At 53.2% G+C, this 17,256-nt stretch carries 20 protein-coding genes; 17 read left to right on the forward strand and 3 right to left on the reverse strand.

Annotation, left to right across the window (positions count from 1 at the left end):
* Nucleotides 1-78: 78 nt before the first annotated feature.
* The 3 genes from JT31_RS18550 to JT31_RS18560 all read right to left on the reverse strand — a co-directional run bounded on the left by JT31_RS18550 (nt 79) and on the right by JT31_RS18560 (nt 6,174).
* Complete coding sequence (locus JT31_RS18550) at nt 79-2,634, reverse strand: hypothetical protein (protein ID WP_052049077.1); 2,556 nt, start codon at nt 2,632-2,634, stop codon at nt 79-81.
* A gap of 111 nt (nt 2,635-2,745) precedes the next feature.
* Nucleotides 2,746-3,381, reverse strand: a complete 636-nt coding sequence (locus JT31_RS18555) for a two component system response regulator (RefSeq protein WP_038480562.1) — start codon at nt 3,379-3,381, stop codon at nt 2,746-2,748.
* A gap of 42 nt (nt 3,382-3,423) precedes the next feature.
* On the reverse strand, nt 3,424-6,174 hold the full coding sequence (locus JT31_RS18560) for a two component system sensor kinase (protein ID WP_038480565.1): 2,751 nt from the start codon (nt 6,172-6,174) through the stop codon (nt 3,424-3,426).
* A gap of 259 nt (nt 6,175-6,433) precedes the next feature.
* Between JT31_RS18560 and JT31_RS18565 the strand changes: the two genes are divergently transcribed.
* From JT31_RS18565 to ssaJ, 17 genes are read left to right on the forward strand one after another with little or no spacing between them, the layout of a single operon-like run.
* The gene (locus tag JT31_RS18565) at nt 6,434-6,808 is read left to right on the forward strand and encodes a pathogenicity island protein (RefSeq protein ID WP_038483291.1); all 375 of its coding nucleotides are present in this window, start codon (nt 6,434-6,436) and stop codon (nt 6,806-6,808) included.
* Nucleotides 6,809-6,815: 7 nt separating this feature from the next.
* Nucleotides 6,816-8,300, forward strand: a complete 1,485-nt coding sequence (locus JT31_RS18570; RefSeq protein WP_038480568.1) for an EscC/YscC/HrcC family type III secretion system outer membrane ring protein — start codon at nt 6,816-6,818, stop codon at nt 8,298-8,300.
* Entirely contained in the window at nt 8,293-9,483 is a 1,191-nt protein-coding gene (gene sctD / locus JT31_RS18575) for a type III secretion system inner membrane ring subunit SctD (protein ID WP_052049020.1), read from the forward strand. Before JT31_RS18570 ends, sctD begins: the two co-directional genes overlap by 8 nt.
* Before the next feature lie 12 nt (nt 9,484-9,495).
* A complete protein-coding gene (locus JT31_RS18580) occupies nt 9,496-9,738 on the forward strand; it encodes an EscE/YscE/SsaE family type III secretion system needle protein co-chaperone (protein ID WP_038480573.1) in 243 nt (80 codons plus the stop codon).
* The gene (locus JT31_RS18585) at nt 9,725-10,009 is read left to right on the forward strand and encodes a hypothetical protein (RefSeq protein ID WP_038480576.1); all 285 of its coding nucleotides are present in this window, start codon (nt 9,725-9,727) and stop codon (nt 10,007-10,009) included. The genes JT31_RS18580 and JT31_RS18585 overlap by 14 nt, the downstream gene beginning before the upstream one ends.
* Nucleotides 10,010-10,027: 18 nt before the next feature.
* Nucleotides 10,028-10,627 (forward strand): secretion protein, encoded by a 600-nt coding sequence (locus JT31_RS18590; protein WP_006820335.1) that lies wholly within the window; start codon nt 10,028-10,030, stop codon nt 10,625-10,627.
* Nucleotides 10,627-11,136 (forward strand): CesD/SycD/LcrH family type III secretion system chaperone SscA, encoded by a 510-nt coding sequence (gene sscA, locus JT31_RS18595; RefSeq protein WP_038480581.1) that lies wholly within the window; start codon nt 10,627-10,629, stop codon nt 11,134-11,136. The genes JT31_RS18590 and sscA overlap by 1 nt, the downstream gene beginning before the upstream one ends.
* A complete protein-coding gene (sctE, locus tag JT31_RS18600; RefSeq protein WP_235212884.1) occupies nt 11,117-12,577 on the forward strand; it encodes a type III secretion system translocon subunit SctE in 1,461 nt (486 codons plus the stop codon). Before sscA ends, sctE begins: the two co-directional genes overlap by 20 nt.
* A 9-nt stretch (nt 12,578-12,586) precedes the next feature.
* On the forward strand, nt 12,587-13,225 hold the full coding sequence (locus JT31_RS18605; protein ID WP_235212885.1) for a type III secretion system effector protein: 639 nt from the start codon (nt 12,587-12,589) through the stop codon (nt 13,223-13,225).
* A gap of 17 nt (nt 13,226-13,242) precedes the next feature.
* On the forward strand, nt 13,243-13,674 hold the full coding sequence (locus JT31_RS18610) for a secreted effector protein (RefSeq protein WP_038480587.1): 432 nt from the start codon (nt 13,243-13,245) through the stop codon (nt 13,672-13,674).
* Between the two features lie 17 nt (nt 13,675-13,691).
* A complete protein-coding gene (locus JT31_RS18615; protein WP_052049021.1) occupies nt 13,692-14,126 on the forward strand; it encodes a SycD/LcrH family type III secretion system chaperone in 435 nt (144 codons plus the stop codon).
* Between the two features lie 29 nt (nt 14,127-14,155).
* Nucleotides 14,156-14,965, forward strand: coding sequence for a hypothetical protein (locus JT31_RS18620; protein WP_038480590.1), 810 nt, complete (start codon nt 14,156-14,158; stop codon nt 14,963-14,965).
* Nucleotides 14,959-15,705, forward strand: a complete 747-nt coding sequence (locus tag JT31_RS18625) for a pathogenicity island 2 effector protein SseG (RefSeq protein ID WP_038480593.1) — start codon at nt 14,959-14,961, stop codon at nt 15,703-15,705. Before JT31_RS18620 ends, JT31_RS18625 begins: the two co-directional genes overlap by 7 nt.
* Before the next feature lie 56 nt (nt 15,706-15,761).
* Nucleotides 15,762-15,977, forward strand: a complete 216-nt coding sequence (gene sctF, locus JT31_RS18630; protein ID WP_006820327.1) for a type III secretion system needle filament subunit SctF — start codon at nt 15,762-15,764, stop codon at nt 15,975-15,977.
* A gap of 26 nt (nt 15,978-16,003) precedes the next feature.
* Nucleotides 16,004-16,219 (forward strand): EscG/YscG/SsaH family type III secretion system needle protein co-chaperone, encoded by a 216-nt coding sequence (locus JT31_RS18635; protein WP_235212886.1) that lies wholly within the window; start codon nt 16,004-16,006, stop codon nt 16,217-16,219.
* A gap of 18 nt (nt 16,220-16,237) precedes the next feature.
* Nucleotides 16,238-16,513, forward strand: coding sequence for a type III secretion system inner rod subunit SctI (gene sctI / locus JT31_RS18640; protein WP_038480599.1), 276 nt, complete (start codon nt 16,238-16,240; stop codon nt 16,511-16,513).
* Entirely contained in the window at nt 16,510-17,229 is a 720-nt protein-coding gene (ssaJ, locus tag JT31_RS18645; protein ID WP_038480603.1) for an EscJ/YscJ/HrcJ family type III secretion inner membrane ring protein SsaJ, read from the forward strand. Before sctI ends, ssaJ begins: the two co-directional genes overlap by 4 nt.
* Nucleotides 17,230-17,256: the final 27 nt, after the last annotated feature.

The raw sequence follows: 17,256 nt of genomic DNA on the forward strand, positions 1-17,256 counted from the left end.
GGTGACGTAAAGTCACCCTCTTTATGCACCAGGCAGTAGAATCCCGCCTGCGACTATGCGCTCAGGTTACGCGAGTGGCTATGCGAACCTTTCACGGAGCGTTCTGCTACTGAAGTTATTTTCGTGTTTGATATCTTTGACTGCGTTGGTGAGTACGTTGCCGTTAGGCAGATAACCTGCCATGGAACTGATAAAGTCTCGCAGATGCTTATATTCATCTTCTCTTGCAGCCATATATTTTTTATCCCCCTCGGGACCTGCAGCAATCATCCCTTTAAGCAGATTAAGCGCATTATTTGTATCGTTACCTAAACGTGTTGCCAGACCACTCGTTCTGGTACTCTCGGGGAGTTGTTTAAGTGTTGCTGCGGCTTGGTCCAGTAGAGGGAAGACTTGCGGCCAGTGCGGTGAGGGGGTGCCATTTGCCTCCGTTGCCTTTGCTAACAGCGGTCCTGGTTCTGAAAATATTCTCTCCAGATGTTGAACTTCAAGGAGTTTAATTTCAGTGGCGGCCATATTACGTAGCAGGGTTTTTTTCGGTTCTCCGCCGGGTAAGTCCTGCGCCTGAGTTTTCAGGTTGCTGAAGGTTTTCACCAGGTCTTCTGACCAGGTGGCGTGAAATCTGGCAACTGCAGTAATCTTCTGCTGCACATCAGCAAATTCCTTATAAATAGTATCCAGCTCGTTGTTCTTTGTCTGCAACGCAGTGATATGCTCCATCAGTGCATGCTTGCGTGGACAATCGCCGATGGCGCTCATTTTCCCGGCAAGGTCGTTGACAACATCCTTAATGGCGTACTTATTACCTTCTATATAATGGCGTAATGTGGCTTCGACAGACTCCATGACCTGGTGCTGGGTAATCAGGCTAGCAATGAATCCTTTGAATTCACTCTTGCCCTGTCCAGAAATAGTGAGTTGTTGTACTTTGTCTTTTAATGCTGTAAGTGCCTGAACAGCATTCCCTGACGCCGGGCTTCGTCCTGCCTCCGGCATACTCCCGACGCGTTCTTGCCAGATATCGACCTTACGGCGTAAAAGCCCCTCATCAAGTTCATCAATTTGCAGTTGATAACTCGACTTTCTTTGACTTTCTGGCAACTGAGTGTTCAGGGTTTGCAATTCATAAATGACCCTTTCCCGCGGAAAATCTAAAACATTATGATCGGCAAGCGTCAGTCCTTCACTCAGGAGTCTGTCAATTTTGCTGATGGTGACATTTTGCTGATGGACGGTTTCAGCGCGACTGATAAGTGTCATTTTGTCGGGTGTGAACGGGGGCAGACGGGTAGCTTGTGTCACCATTTTCTCGGTCGTTTTGCTATCCATATCTGACCGGATACCTGGATCACTCAGGAGTTTTGCCATGGTAGTCTCTGCCTCTTCCAGAGGCTGGAGCAACCTCCCGGAGGCATGCCGTGCCTGAGCCTCGATCTCTTCTCTGGCAATGTTGTGTGGGGCGATTTGCCGAATGGCATTGAGAGCGGTATTCAATAGCGTTGTCAGTGGCCCCGTCTCAGCCTGCCTCATTGCGACCTGCAGATTCGAAAACGGCTCCTGAGGGAAGGATTCGGAGGACTGGAGCTGCGCTTGCAGATCGGCGACCTTGTAAGCCAAACTCAGCTGGGACTGTATTTGTTGCAAACGATGGTTATCTGCCTCATGGAACAGTGTATCCATGTGTGGAGTAAACGTGGAAAGAAGGGACTGTTTTGTATTGATGGCGTCCTTGCAGAGAAGGCCTCCCTGTAGCAGGTCATCGGCGCATTCCTCAACGAGAGTGTCAACAAACTCATGGTTGAGCCGTTGATGACTTTCCAGCTGCTGCTGTCTGTGGGTATTCAGCGCTGCCAGTTCATTGTCGATAAATTCGCTGTGTAACTCGGTGCGAACGTCCGGATCCTGAACGGATCTTAACTGCGTCAGGTCCGCTATCAGTTTTTGATAGTGGTCTAACTGCGCTATCTGCTCGTCCAGGTTGCTTATTTCCTTGACGGACGTTTGCACCAGTACGCGCGATGCTTCCAGTGCTCTGGCCACCTCGAAGCCATGGCTGGTAGACATCACGGCAGCGGGGGCTAACTCAACGCTGCTGCCCCGGGAAATCAACTTTTCCTGATCTAACTGGTACAGCCCAGGCGCACCATCCTTACTGGTCATGTTGTGGGTGAGTACGTTTGAAAGCATCTCATGATGCATATCTGAATTCGATAATGCTATCTCGGGTAGCGTATGGTCATCTACGCGAATGACCAGAGTCAGGTGGCCAGGTGTATGAAGTTGACCCGTCATACCGGAAACGTTATGGCTTATCAGTTCAAATTCCATTGCGCGAACGTCGTCACCTTCCATTAGGTGAATAAGCCTTTCAATTGCCGGCCAGAGCGTTTCTATTGAATGGGTCTTATCGCTCGCAGCCGCCGTTTTTTCGCCGTAAATCATGTTGTAAATATCGCGCAGGTTCTTTTCTTTATCCTCTAAGTTCATCCCTGGCAGGTGGTTGAGTAATTTTATAAAGAAATTTTTGAATGCCTCCCAGCCTTCAAGATGGGTAGCTTCCTTCAACTGTCCCGTCAGCATGGCCTGTAATTGTAATTCATTAACACCAGAGGTGGTTCCGATAGTCATACTCATGAGCGTTTCCTTCTTTTTGTTGGTGAGAAGTTCATCGTATGAGCCCTCCCTGTTAATCACTATCGGGTGAAAGCGGGATACATCCTGTTATATGCCCGACGGGGAACGGCGTTATTCTGTTAAACCTAGTCGCCGTGCGCAGATAAGTAATTCGGTGACTTTATGGACGTTGAGTTTTCGCATGATATTTAATCGATGCGTTTCTACAGTTTTAACGCTAATACACAGTCGCTCGCCGATAAGCCGATTGGTAAAACCATCGGCAATAAGTTTGAGAATTTGCCGTTCGCGCGGCGTGAGTATTTCCGCGCTGTCATTTTTGACGCGAAGCGCGGCGTTAATCGCTTCCCGGTTTAGCGCCGGGTCGATATAACATTTTTTCACCGCGACGCTTTGTAATGCTGCCAGCAGCACCTGGCGACTACTATTTTTCAATACATAACCCAGCGCACCCGCGCTTAGCGTGCGTATTGCCATCGTCTCTTCCATATGGGCGGTATAGGCCAGAATCGCCATTTGCGGCAGCCGACGAAGTAGCTGCGGGATAAGATCCAGTCCATTAATTCCGGGTAAGCCCAGATCGAGCACCACGATATCCGGCTCATGGATGCGGCAGGCGTTGTAAACCTCCAGCCCATCATCAATCTGTGCGACCACGTGAAAGCGTGGGTAGGGAGAGAGCAGGTTAATGATTCCATTAACAATCAGTTCGTGGTCGTCGACCAGCAGGATTCTATGATCGTGCATTGTATTACCTCTTGATAGACGGCCTTGTTGTCCGGGGCTGGTTTAAGCGTCCAGTGCTACGTTCAGGGTGTGGCGAAGTTCGGTAATTTCTTCTGCAGCCAGCGCCAGGCCATGCTGCACGCGATTTTCCATATCGATGACGCTACAAACCAGAGGGCTCAACCCCGCCTGGCCGAGGCACCCTTTTAGGGTATGCAGCAGGGTGCTGGTTTTTGGCAGGGAGCCAAGGTTATGTTCGAGTTCACAAAGCAACAAATGCAGCGAGTGGCGTATTTTTTGGCGCATGGCCGCATCGTCCAGGGGAAGCAGCGCGTGCTCGACGCTGTGATCCTGCTCCTGGAGAGCGATATCGCGTTCCAACTGGTACTCCGAGGCAATGGAGATCCCATTGGCTAACTGATTGAGAGAGACGGGTTTGGTCAGATAATGCTGCATACCAGCCTCTTTGCAGCGGCTTATCTCCTCCGGGGCCGTATTCGCCGAGAGTGCCATAATCATGCACCGGGCGTCGTGATTCAGTGCGTCCCGTCGCCAGAGCCGGGCGCACGTCATGCCGTCCATCTCCGGCATACGAATATCCATCAACACCAGATCAAACCGCTGCTGCCGACCCAGCGCCAGCGCTTCTTCACCGCTCGCCGCGAGGGTAAATTCCTGGCCAAGAGAAGCCAGCATCATGCTAAAAATATCCCGATTGATAGCCGCGTCATCAACCAGCAATATATGTAACCTCCAGGGTTGTACCGGAAGCAGGTCGGCGCACTCACTCGCCACGCCAGAAAGCGCGTGGAGTACGGTCTCACGCAGCTTTCCGGGCAGAAAGCACAGATCATCGGCGTTAAATACGCTCTCTTGTCTGGCGATTTCGCACGTTAGCCCCCAGGTGCAGAGCTGGCGATGCAGAACCAGCGGTGCGGCAATCTCGCCCGACAGCGGTTCGGGAGGCTGATATTTGCCAAGCGGCAGCAACAGCGAGAGGCAAGTGCCAAATCCTGGCGTACTGCGTAACTCAAGCCATCCTCCCATCATTCTTGCGAGGGTCGAGGCAATCGTCAGGCCGAGCCCCGTTCCCTGACAGTGCCCCTGGCTCTGGAAAAAAGGCTCGAATACGGCTTTTTGATCGGCAAGGCTAATGCCTCGCCCGCTGTCGCTCACGGCGAAAATAAGAAAATCATCGCTACGTTTAACGCTAAGGCAAATCGCGCCCTTATCGGTAAATTTGAGGGCGTTGCCCAGCAGGTTGACCAGGATCTGCCGTAGGCGAGTCCCATCCACTTCGAATATTAACGGTACCCGGTGACCAACAAAGGTTTTCAGTGTTAACCCTTTGCTTTGCCCGGGGCCCTGGATGGTATGCATCGCCTGATCCAACAGCGGGAGTATCGCGGTGTCCTCGACGTGGAGCGAGAGCTGTCCGGATTCAATGCGTGAGAAGTCGAGCAGATTATTGATGATGCTGAGTAACGAAAGGGTGCACTGACTGGCCGTATTGGACAACTGCGACTGTTTTTCACTCATGGGAGTTAATTGCAGAAGTTCGAGAGCCCCCAGCACCCCGCTTAAAGGCGTTCGCAGTTCGTGGCTTATCGTCGTCAGATGGCTACTTTTACGCTTATTGGCCTGCTCGGCGTGCTGCTTGGCGATCGTCAGTTCGCGGGTGCGTTCGGCGACGGTATTTTCGAGGTTGTCATACTGCTCGTGGAGGGTATCAAGCAGCAAATTATAGGCGTGTGCAATGCTTCCCAGCTCGTCGAGGCGGTTTTCCGGTAACCGGGCGGAGAGGGTGTCTGGCCCGGTTTTCTCAATGATGTTGACGAAGTCCCACAGCGGGCGGGCCAGATGGCGGTGAAGCAGCCAGAACAGCATCATCGCCAGCAGTAGCAGGGTCGTCAGGGCAAAAGGTAGCTGCTCCGCCACGATGTTAAGCGCACGTTTTAGCACCCCGCTGGTCGGGTACAGGATAATCTGCTGCCAGCCGGGGCCTTTAAGTTCGCTGCGAAGTACCAGATAGCCTGGGATCTGCTGCCATCCGTCGTGGAGAGGCAGGTTCAGCAACATTTTTTGTAGCGTTCCGCTGTTACTTTCCGCAAGGTCCGAGAAGGGCAGGATCTGATTGTGCTTATCAAGCCAGAGATTGATATCGCTGTCCGAGACGTTGTGGCCATAGGAAAGCAGGTCGTTAAGCTTAACCGCTAAACCAATCAGGATGTCATGAGAACCTGCTGCCGCGATAGAGACGCTCCAGCCGGTGCCGGGGATGTATTCTGGTTTACCCCAGAACAGGTTGTCGTGCGTGGCACGGCGTGGAAATTGCCACAGCTCGTTTTCCCGGCGAATAAAATAATCGGGCGAATGATCGAGCGGGGGCAAAAGAGAAATACCATAGCGTCGGTCAAGGATAAAACTATCAAGATAGTATGTCTGTCCTGCGGTGCCATAAACCTGAATGAAATTCAGATCCTGAGCCTGTTTGTCCTGCGGCGTACAGATGCTGGCATCGACGGGGAAATAGCGACCCTCGCTTTTTGCCACAGGATGCGTGCCCGTAGGGACATAGTGGTAGAGGCCATAGCTCTGGGCGAGCGCCAGCGCATCTCGCTCAGCACCTTCAAATCGATGGTTGCTTAGCCCCACCCGGAGGCGCGACATATGGGATAAATTTTCAATTATCCGTCGACGATTTTGATTTAGTGAAATATAGGTTGTGGTGAATATAATAATCAACCAAATGATTAGCAGGCCAACAGATATCAGTAGTGTTAATTTCCCCACCAGGGAGTGCTGATTTTTCATTATTGTTATCCTTAGGTGGTTTTATAATGCGTGACGTCATCAGGCTTAGTGATGTCAGAATACAAAATTATCGGCCTTATTCTCGATTCAGATAAAAAATCTAATTAATATAAAGCTTAATAAATGCCGCGAAAAACCATTGTATTAATTTGTAAGTGAGTATGATGGCAAGACGCTGAGGAAAAGATATCAGGTCTTTTACTGATGTACACCCAGGGGATCCTGAACGAATATGAACGCTATTCAGGAGGCCCTGACTATGTTTGATAAATTAAAAAAAATCCCTACGGTAGAGAACTTACGTATTTCATCTGATAGTGCAATCATGCTGATGAAATTAGATGGCAGAATGGCGCGTGGATATTTGTGTACGCTGTCTTTAGTTTTGGCTATTTTTATTGACAGTATCGATAATTTTCCTCTTGAAACCGTGAGGTATATCACTCTGTTACTTGCTGCCTGCCCGGAAATTCACGATTACGCCTTGCAGTTAATACCTGATGGAGGATGGTTGTGTTGTTATTATGATAAAAATATGTCAGCTGAAAAAATGGCCGTTGAAATTGAAAAGCATCTGGCTCTGACACGATATTTGGCAAACATCATTGTTAGTCAAAAAAACAGTAAGATGTGAGGCCAATATGAGAATAAAAAGAATGGTGGTATTTCCTGCGCTTTTTTTTTGTCTGTGTGCTCATGCGCAAACGCTGGCCTGGAAGGGGGCCGACTTTTCGCTGCGTGCCCGGAAAATCTCGTTGGCAGCGGTCTTGCAAAATTTAGCAGAGAACTATGACACGCCAGTGGTCATCGATCCGGCCATTGTGGAAACATTTAGCGGTGAAATCCCTCCAGCTTCTCCTGTTGCAATTCTGAATAGATTAACCACGCAATATAACCTGGTGACCTGGCTTGATGGCAATACGCTGTTTGTCTACCCCGCATCACGCGTGGCGCATCGCGTCATTACCCTAAACACGCTGCCTGCCAGCACCTTTATTCGTTATCTGCGTAAACGAGACGTGCCAGAAAAAAGTAGCTGCGAAGCCCGCACCATCCCGGGTGTTAATGCCATCGATATTAGCGGTGTCCCCGCCTGCACCGCGCGCATTACCCAGCTGGCGTCCATGCTGGATGGAGAGATGACCCACCGCCGGGATGATGCGGTCAGCCTTGTGGTGTACCCACTCAAATATGCCACCGCAGTGGATGACCATTACCAGTATCGCGATCAAAATGTCGTTGTCCCGGGGATTGTCAGCGTACTTCGCGATATGAGCCGAGGTAGTGCGCCGACCACGAGCAGCAGTTCTGCTGCGACGCAGGGATTACCGATGTTTTCTGCCGATCCGCGACAAAATGCCGTCATTGTGCGGGATCGCTCGGTCAATATGGCGGGTTACCGCAAACTCATCGGTGAGCTGGATAGAAGGCCTCAGATGATAGAAATCTCGGTCACGATTATTGATGTTGATGCCGGGGACGTCAGCCAGCTCGGTATTGACTGGAGCGCAGCGCTTTCTCTGGGCGGCGGTTCCATCTCCTTTAACGGCCCGGACAGTAGCGCCGGGGGGGGATTCTCCACCGTCATTAGCAACACGCCCAGCTTTATGGCGCGGCTGGTGGCGCTCGAGAAGAATTCCCACGCCTATATTTTGTCGCAACCGTCGGTGGTGACGCTCAATAACATTCAGGCGGTGCTGGATAAAAACATCACGTTTTACACCAAACTGCAGGGCGACAAAGTCGCAAAACTTGAATCCATCACCACGGGGTCGCTCCTCAGGGTCACCCCACGGCTGCTGGAGGAGCAGGGCAAGCAGAATATCATGCTGAGTCTCAATATCCAGGACGGGCAGCAAAACCCGCCGTTGAGTCAGGATGAACCTTTACCGGAAGTACAGAACTCAGAGATAGCCTCTCAGGCCACCCTCCATCCCGGGCAGAGTCTGCTGCTGGGGGGCTTTAAGCAGGATAAACAGATGCAGGCGCAGAACAAGATCCCGCTGCTTGGCGATATTCCGATTATTGGGCATTTGTTCCGCAACGATCTTAACCAGACCCATAGCGTTATCCGTCTGTTTCTCATCAAAGCCACCGTAGCCAATAGCGACAGCAGCCATGGATAGCGAGTGGAAAATCCGTTTACTCGGCGGGGTACTGCACGGCCGTGAAGTCTGGCTGGCGGATGGGCATCTTTCGGTCGGAGAGCGCGGCTGCGATCTCTGTATTCCGCTGTGCGGCGGCGACAGACTGGAATTCACCGCAACACCGGAAGGATTATTGATCAATCCCGGGGGGGCTCCGGTGCGGGTCAATGGTCGGCGGCATCAGCCCGACAAGCCATTACCCGAAGAGGGCGTGGTGCATGCTCTGGGGCTGACGATGGCGTTTGGCCAGCACCACGCCAATTTATCTCGCTATCCGCTTCGTCGAACAAGTCCAGCCCTGCTCTGGGGGATGGTGCTTGCGTGCCTGATACTGATGGGGGCCACCGTATTGGTCCTGCTTTGTAGCGGGAACCCACCGCCGCCGCCGCCGATGACCTCCCGGGTGGCAGAACTGCTGCAGCAAAACGGGTTGACGCAGATCGCCGCAGCCTGGGAAAAGGATGGCACGCTTCGGCTCTCTGGCTACTGTGAAAAGAGCGACAGGCTGCAAAGCGTGCGCCTGAAGCTGGGCACATGGGGAGTGCTGTATCAGGATAATGTGGTGTGCACCGATCAGCTTATCAGGCAGGTGCGAGATGTCCTGACCCAGGCGGGGTATGACGAGGTAGAACTCACAAGCCACGCACCGGGCGAGATTAGCATTAACGCCGATATCATGATGGGCAAGCGCTGGGCGGGTATCCAGCAGCAGCTGACGACGATCCCCGGCCTGAAACATCTGCATATCGACAACCGTCATGAAACCCAAATCAACGCATTGATCGCCAGCCTGTTGCAGCAAAGGCTGGCGGAAAAAGTTAGCGTAACCTCAGTCGGTCAGGCGTTCGTTATCAGCGGCGTACTGAATATGAATGAGCAGCAATCTTTAAACCATCTGCTGGCGCAATTGCGCCAGCAATTCCCCGGGATTGCGATGAGCTACCAGAATGTGGCGTCGTCCGGGGAGGGCAGCCAGCGCTTCCCCTCACCGATTGCCGCTATTGTCCATGGTCAGCAGGGGATTTACCTGCTGTTGGAAGATGGCGAGCGCCTGAGGGCGGGGAGCCAGCTACCGCAGGGAGGCGAAGTCGTTGCCCTGACCGACGCGGCGGTGGCGCTCAGATTTCCTGACGCATTGATTAACTATTCTTTCAATTTTTGAGCCTATAACACGATGCCAACGCTGACTTATTTAGAAGATAGTGTGCGCGATTCGATTAATCAGGCGCAGGACAGATTAAAAATATTGCAGGCAGCAAAAATAAGATTGCTGCACTCGATGAAAGGACCGGCCACCCAGGAACAATATCAGCAGTTCACCTTATTGTTGGAAGCGGTGATTCAGGCCGAAGATATTATCAAGGTGATCGCATATCGCTATCACAATCAACCTGTAAAACCTGATGATGAAAACTAATATTGCGGCTGAACAAAGAAGAATGGAGCGTGAATATTCCCGACTGTGTCAGTGCTATTCAAACTTCACCAGGCTGAAGCTGGCGATGGCTGAACTCGTGGCGCGTGCCGCAACTGACCCTGCCGCCGCGAAAAAGCTTAATGACCTGCAGGCTCTGATGCCTCAGGGTATTGCGGGGCTGGAACGTCAGGCCGGGAAGGATATGCAAGCGTTGAACGTTGCCCTAAAGCAACTGCAATCGCGACTTAAAAATATGGTTAATAACCAATAATGCTACTGAGGTGAAAATATGAGTGGAAATCTATCAGTAGGTCATCGTTTTGACTTTAACACCCCGGGTTTAACAACGTCGAATATCAAGTTGGGCGCAGGCGATGATAATACCGTTGCGGATGATCAGGATATTAATAATCCATTCGCCTACGGTTTTTCGGTTCTTGATAATTTGCAATTGGTTTTGCAAAAAATTGCCAATGCGCTTTTTGGCAAAATAAATACCAGCACCGATCGTGCACGCAATACACAGGATATGTCTAATCGAATGGATGAGGTTATTGCTGACGCCGCAAAAGGTGATGATAAAACGCGTAAACCGGTACCCGATGAGGTCGTCAAATATATGCGCGATAACGGCATTCTCGTCGATGGTATGTCGATTGATGATTACATCAGTAAGCATGGTGGTACAGATGGCCTGGATAAGGGCTCGCTGCAGGCGGTCAAAGCGGCTCTTGATAACAGTGCGAACCGCGATACCGACCTGATGACTCAGGGGCAACTCAGCATTCAGAAAATGACCCAGGAGATCAATGCGGTTGTCACTCAGATGACCGGATTACTCAGCAAATGGGGGGATTTACTCAGCATGATTGCACAGAAGATGTACTGATGATGAAAACGGACGGTCGGGATTCAGAAATCGTGCTGCGTTTTTTTCAACAGGGCGGCGCGTTGCGGATGCTTTTTGCTACGGATATCAGTGCTGATTTGGATGTTTTGCAGCGTTATGCGCGGCAATTGGCAAACGCAGGGGAATACGGTGCAGCAGCCCGGATCTTTAAGGTACTGACCATCTATGACGCGTGGTCTTTTGAGTACTGGTTTGAACTGGGCGCCTGTTGCCGGGCCGATGCTGCCTGGAGTGATGCCATCTACGCCTATGGGCGTGCCGCGAAAATAAGAGTATCGGAGGCGCAGGTACCCTGCGACGCCGGGGAGTGTTATCTCGCCTGCGGCAATTTACCGCAGGCGGCCAAAGCCTTTCGGGCAGCGTTGCTGGTATGCGGCGTAGAGCATCAGGGAGATAACCATGAGAACAAGGATGTGGCGGATATACGCCGACGTGCGCGCGCGGGCCTGAGCAAAACAGGAGAAGATCATGAGTCGGATGCAAATTAACGGTGCTCCAACCGCCAGCGATGAGGTTTTCCATCGACCTCTCACCGCTCGGGTACAGACCCCCCACATCACCAGCGGGGCATTAGGCGAACACCTCCACGCGCTGGCGCTGTTTGCTGACGAAGATAAGGGCGTGAAACGCTGGGGAGGCGTGAGCCTGCAGGAGGCGGATAACGCGCTACGCACGCTCATGGGCGCTCACTCTGAAGGTGCGAAACGCCCTACGGTGCGCGACGTGCTGGAAATGGACCCGATGATGTTATCCATGATGATGACGCAGCTAGTGTTGAAAGTTTCTGGTAACAACGCCAATGCTCTGTGCCAGCAGCTGGAACGTGCAACTGAGGTTCAGGCAGCACTGCGTAATAAGCAGGTTGCGGAATATCAGGAACAAATCAATAAAGCGATTGAGCAGGCCGACCAGGCGCGGAAAGCCGGGATCTTCAGCGCGGTTTTTGACTGGATAATCAGCGGCGTTGAGGCCGTGGTCGGCGTACTGAAGATGGTTGAAGGCGTTTTAACGGCCGATCCGCTGGCGATTGCCGATGGTGCGGCATATTTCTCGGCAGGGGTGGCCGGAATGGTTAAAGCGGGCGCAGAGACCGCGCTGCTGCTGGGGGCCGATAAGTCGGTTTGCAACGACATCATCAATGCGGCAGGGACGGTGCAAACCGCCTGTGAAGGCGTGGCGCTGGCGCTGGATATTATGCAGATCGGCCGCGGTATTAGCGCCGCTCGCGCTATCACCAAAGCCACAGAAGAGGTGCTGGACTCGGGGGTGGGTAAAGCTCTCATCGATGCCGTTGCCAAAGGCGCAGAGAGTGAACTGAAGACACTGGCGGAGAAAGCGGGGCAGGAAGTCAGCCGGGTGATGGGCAAAGACTTTGGCATGGCGCTTGAGCGCGAGATGGTTGAGGTTGGTGATATGGCGATAGAAGCCGCAGCTCATGAGCTGGAGGCCGAATCGAACATGGTACGCGGCATCAGTAAAAGTTTTACCCGCGAAGGCGTTGCGAAGCTTGTGGAAACGGCTATCGAAGGCGCCGGTAAGGATCTGCTGAAAAAAAGCGAAGAGGTGGTGGCGAAGAAACTTCGCGACGCCATTTTGCAAAAGCTCCGCCGCAGCATTGTAAAAACCGTTATTAGCGATTGTACCCACAAAGCCCTGCTTATCACACGGGCTACGGCCGGCGGGGCAAATCGTATTTCGGCATCCATCGTGGCCGCCACCAGCGCAAAACTGCAAAGAGATATTGAACGGCTGATTGTGCAGCAGGGCTATATCGATTTTATGCAGAACTGGACGGAAGACCGCAAGAAAACGCAGCAAAAGCGGCTCAATGAAGCGTATCAGGATGGCGCCAACGCGCTGAGAATTGCCTCAGAAATTATCGATAACAGCGGCACGGTGTTGGCAAATATTGCCGGACAACGGGCCTGAGGAGGAGAGATGGCCAGAGCAGTTATTTCTGAAAATTCAATGGTGTTTCTGGATGTTAGCCCGACCATTGAGGAGACCGGGAACCCTGCAAATCGGACGTTATCTGTTAACGACAGCGTTAACGTTCAGGGCAGTGGTAAAGGAACGCTCGATGCGAACGATTTTTTCGCTATGTTCGATGAAATCTGGAGCAAGCTGCTGATGCTTGCGAAGCAACTGCGCGACACGATGCAGTTCTATAACCAAAAGAAACAGGAGCTGAGCTGGGGGCTTGAGATCAACACCCTGCAGCAAAGTGTTAAAGCCATCGACGATAGCTATGGTGCCGCTAAGGCCGGGGCGATTGGCGGAATGTTTGCCGGGGTGCTGACGGTCGGCGGAGCCTTTTTCGGCGAGGCCGGGATGACGGTAGGCAACGCCATGGGGCAGGTGGCCAACGGTATTGGTAGCTGGGCCTCGGGAAGTGAAACCCGCAAAGCGGATGCGGAAAAAGCCATTGCCGAGCTGCAGAACAAAGGGGCGCAGTCGTATGCCAAAACGCTGGACGACACGTTAATGAAGGCCCGCGAAATTATGCAGCAAATGATGGAGATGGGCCGCAATCTCGTCGAGGTGTTTAGTCAGGTCCTGCGCGCGATTTCGCGCTAAATGCCGGAGGATATCGTATGGACGAAATAGCGCGACTGCTGCGTAAGGAGGGACTGGTTCCGCGTTCTGCCTGTTTGCCCGGCTGTGGGTTGCTGCTTGGGCAACAGGTGGAGCGGTATCCCTACCGTCTCGTCTACCGTATCGATGAAGATAACCTGATCTTGTGCAGTTTTCATCGCGTACCGGACAGCCAGCCCCAGCCTTCATCGCTGGTGGCGCTATGGAGGATCCTCCGCTGTCTGTTTCAACAAGTCTCGTGGCTGCGTGCCGTCAGAATGCTGGTGATAACCGATGTGTGGGATCGCCTGCTGGCGATGCAGCGCCATCAACTGGTGCGGCTGTTGTACAAGCTGGGGGCGGTCATGGTGTTTCACAACGGCGAGAGTTGGCTGGAAATAACCGCCGATACGCTACGTAACCATAGAAAGCGACGTTCATCCCACTACTGAATGAGCTGGAGAAGAATATGGAACCGACATCTCTTGAGCAGACGCTGTGGCACGACCCGGTTATCAAAAAGGCGCTGGAACTCTCCCCGGATGAGGTTTATGCCAGAGGTTATGCCGCCTGGCAGCAGCGGGATTACGATCGTGCGCTGGTGGATTTTTCCTGGATGGTGATGACTCAGCCCTGGAGCTGGCGCGCGCATATCGCGCTTGCTGGCGTGTTGATGATGCAAAAGGAATACGTGCTGGCGATGAACTACTACGGCTACGCGCTGATGCTGGACGCCTGCCATCCCGAGCCGGTGTATCAGATAGCGGTCTGTCTGAAAGCGATGGGTGAATTTTCTGAAGCCAGAGTCGCGCTGCAGACCGCGTTGACGATGAGCTACGAAGATCCTTCTTATAGCACGGTGCGCGCCAATGCAGAGCAGATGCTGAGTCAGCTTCTGGCGTAGCGTACCCGGATGAATCGACGGGGAACAACATGCTAAGAGTAGATAACTATTCCCGCTTGCCTTCACTGACAAGCGCTTACAGTGACGATTCCGAGGGCCATGATGCCGACGTTACCCGCCCTGTGTTGCTTCCGCCAGGTGCTACGCGACCGGTTCTCGCGACGCCGCTGAGTGAGGAAAGCCAACTGAAGCGACAGGCTTATACCGGATATTTTATTCAACACCTGGTGCGTTTTACCATGTCCAGCGTCTCATTCGGGCTGTCGTTAGCGGCGGCGGTGCTGTCCGGCGGCGCCGGGATCCCTCTTGCCGTCGTGGCCGGTACCGCCATGCTTGTTGCAGCAGGGGATGCCTGTTGCGCGCTGTATAACCTGATTCAGGTGCGTAACGACCGCGAACCGCTGAAAACGGGAAATGATTCTATCGTGTTAGCGACGAAGATGCTGATGACAACCTGCGGTATGAGCGACTCACATGCGGAAACCGTCGGTGACGTCGCTTCCTGTGCATTCCGCATTGGCATTGCGCTCTCCTCTGTCTTTTTAGCATCCGCACATCTGCCGGGAAGCACCGCCCATACGCTCTCCAGTATTTCGTCGGGTATCACGGCGGTACTTACCGTCGCAGGCGGTGGGATTGACATTTACACAGCACGGGTTGAGCGCATGCAGGGCAGTATTACCCCATCAGCCAAACCTGCGCCCGCCGTACTTGAGGCCGACGAAAAGAGCACTACACCCAGTCAGGAAGAGCTCCAGAGAATGGTTGATTCAGTGGTTGCCTGCTATGAACGTTATCGGGCGCAGCGGCACGCAACCACGGTCATCCCGGCATGGTAGATATTGGTCGTATTGGTCATGGCGTGGAGGTCAGTGCTGAAGTGCGGCAGATGGTGCGGGAAATGGTCGAGGGGTTGACGGTTCCGGTTTTACCCGCTCCGCAGCATGATGCCGCGAATAAGGAGGCTGAAGACGCCTGCAAACAGGGGCAGAAGAGTATGCTCGCCAGACTGACTGAACGGGCGGCAGACATGATCCCCGCAGGCTTTTTCAGCTGGCAGAGCGTGGTGCTGGGAGGGCAGATTTTGTGCTGTGGTACGGGGATCGTGCTGGCGGTATTCAGCGGTGGCTCGGCACCGCTGCTGCTGCTCGCCGGGTTTGGCCTGGCCATTGCCATTGCCGACATTGCCTGCCTGATTTATCACTACAAACATGGCTTGCCGATGGGGCACGACAGCATCGCCAACGCGGTGAACCTCATTGCGCACCGTTTTTATGACGCGAGCAAGAGCCAGAGTATTGCCGGAATGGTGTCTCTGGGGTCACGTGCATTACTCACGGCGGCGGTCGTCGGTCAGCCGTTTATGATGACTTCCGTCGGCCTGAGCTTCCCGGTCTTTTGCCCGGTGAGCAATGCCGCCTGGGGAACGCTGGCATTTTTGCGCTTCGGGGCAGCAGGCTGTCCGGTAACCGGACAGCAGGTGAGCGTACCCTTTTTCCGCCTACTGGCTCGTCTGTTTCCGCCAACGGATAACCCTGCAAAATCTGCCGTCACTTTCAGGCCATCACCTGATAGGTAACTGCACCACGGCGGTCATAATTGAACGCGTAAAGGCTCGCGTAATCGGAGGTAGCAATGAACGTTGAGCAGCTTGTTGACAGCTTATCGCGCCTGGCACATCAGGCCGGGCAGGCGATTGAGGACAAAATGAACGGCCAGGACATCTCAAATCCGGAAGCCATGCTCAAAGCCCAGTTTGCCGTACAGCAGTACTCCACTTTTATTAACTACGAGAGTGCGATGATCAAAACTATCAAAGATATGCTCAGTGGCATTATCACCAAAATATGATGCTGACAGAGAAGGAGAGGCGGCTGGTGGTCGAGGCGGCCTTTGCCGGGATAAACCACGGTCTGCAACGACAAGTCCATGCCATTCTGCCAGCGCTACCTTTGCTGGTTGAGAACACCAGCCTGCAGGCGTTATGCCGCGCGGTGCTGCTGGCCGGTTTGAACGAGTCCGCCCTGGCACGCCAGGCGCTTGCAGACGTTGCCCTTCCAGAAGCTGAAACAGTGAAAACCTGGCTTAAATAATCTTAACAGGAGTGACTGATGAGTGCGATTAACAGCGTAACCGCGATGGACGTTGCCACCATGGCCGCAGCGCCATCAGCAACTGTCGTACCCGCGCCGGATGGCGAGCAAATAGCCGCCTTCAATAAATTACTCTTTGCCGGTACGCCGCAGGGGGATGTAGGCAGTCTGACACCCTCTCAGATGCTTGTGCAGCAGGCCACGACGCTCGGGGCTACCGTGGGCGTGGACCTGGGCGCTAAGGTGGCTGGTGCAGTTTCCCAGTCAGTTAATAAACTGGCTAATATGACATGAAGTATCTGCGTCTGGCTCTGATCCTCGGGCTGGCGTTACTGCTGACGGGCTGCCGCGTTGAGCTCTACAGCGCGCTGCCCGAGGACGATGCCAATCAGATGCTGGCGATCCTGATGCAGCACAATATCGATGCCGATAAGCAGCCCAAGGCCGGGGGCGTTACGCTGCGGGTGGAACAATCGCAGTTTATCAACGCTGTTGAACTGCTGCGTCTGAACGGTTTTCCACGGCGCAGCTACGTTTCTGCGGAAACCATGTTTCCCCCAAATCAACTGGTGGTATCGCCCGCAGAGGAGCAGCAAAAAATTGTTTTCCTCAACGAGCAGAGAATTGAGCGGATGCTGAGTCAGATGGACGGGGTGATCCACGCTGATGTGACCATTGCTTATGGTCGTGCGAATGACGACGGGTCCGTTGGACCGGCTTCCGTGGCGGTATTTATCAAGTATTCACCGCAGGTCAATCTTGAAGCTTTCCGGGTGCAGATAAGCAACCTGGTTGAAAAGTCTATCCCCGGCGTGCAGAAAGAGCATATTGGCATTCTGATGCAGCCAGCCGAATTTCGTATGCTGAGCGTGGCTAACATGCCAACGGCCACCCCGTGGAGGGCAATCGCGTGGATAAATCTACATCGCTGGGCTTTGATGCCTCCGTTGCTGCTGGCAATGCTGCTGCTGATTTCTCTGATGTTGATAGTCTGGCGCAAAAGAGGCTAGCCCCCCGGATCCCCGATGAAGCCCTGT

This window comes from Cedecea neteri, from assembly GCF_000757825.1.
Classification (GTDB): domain Bacteria; phylum Pseudomonadota; class Gammaproteobacteria; order Enterobacterales; family Enterobacteriaceae; genus Cedecea; species Cedecea selenatireducens.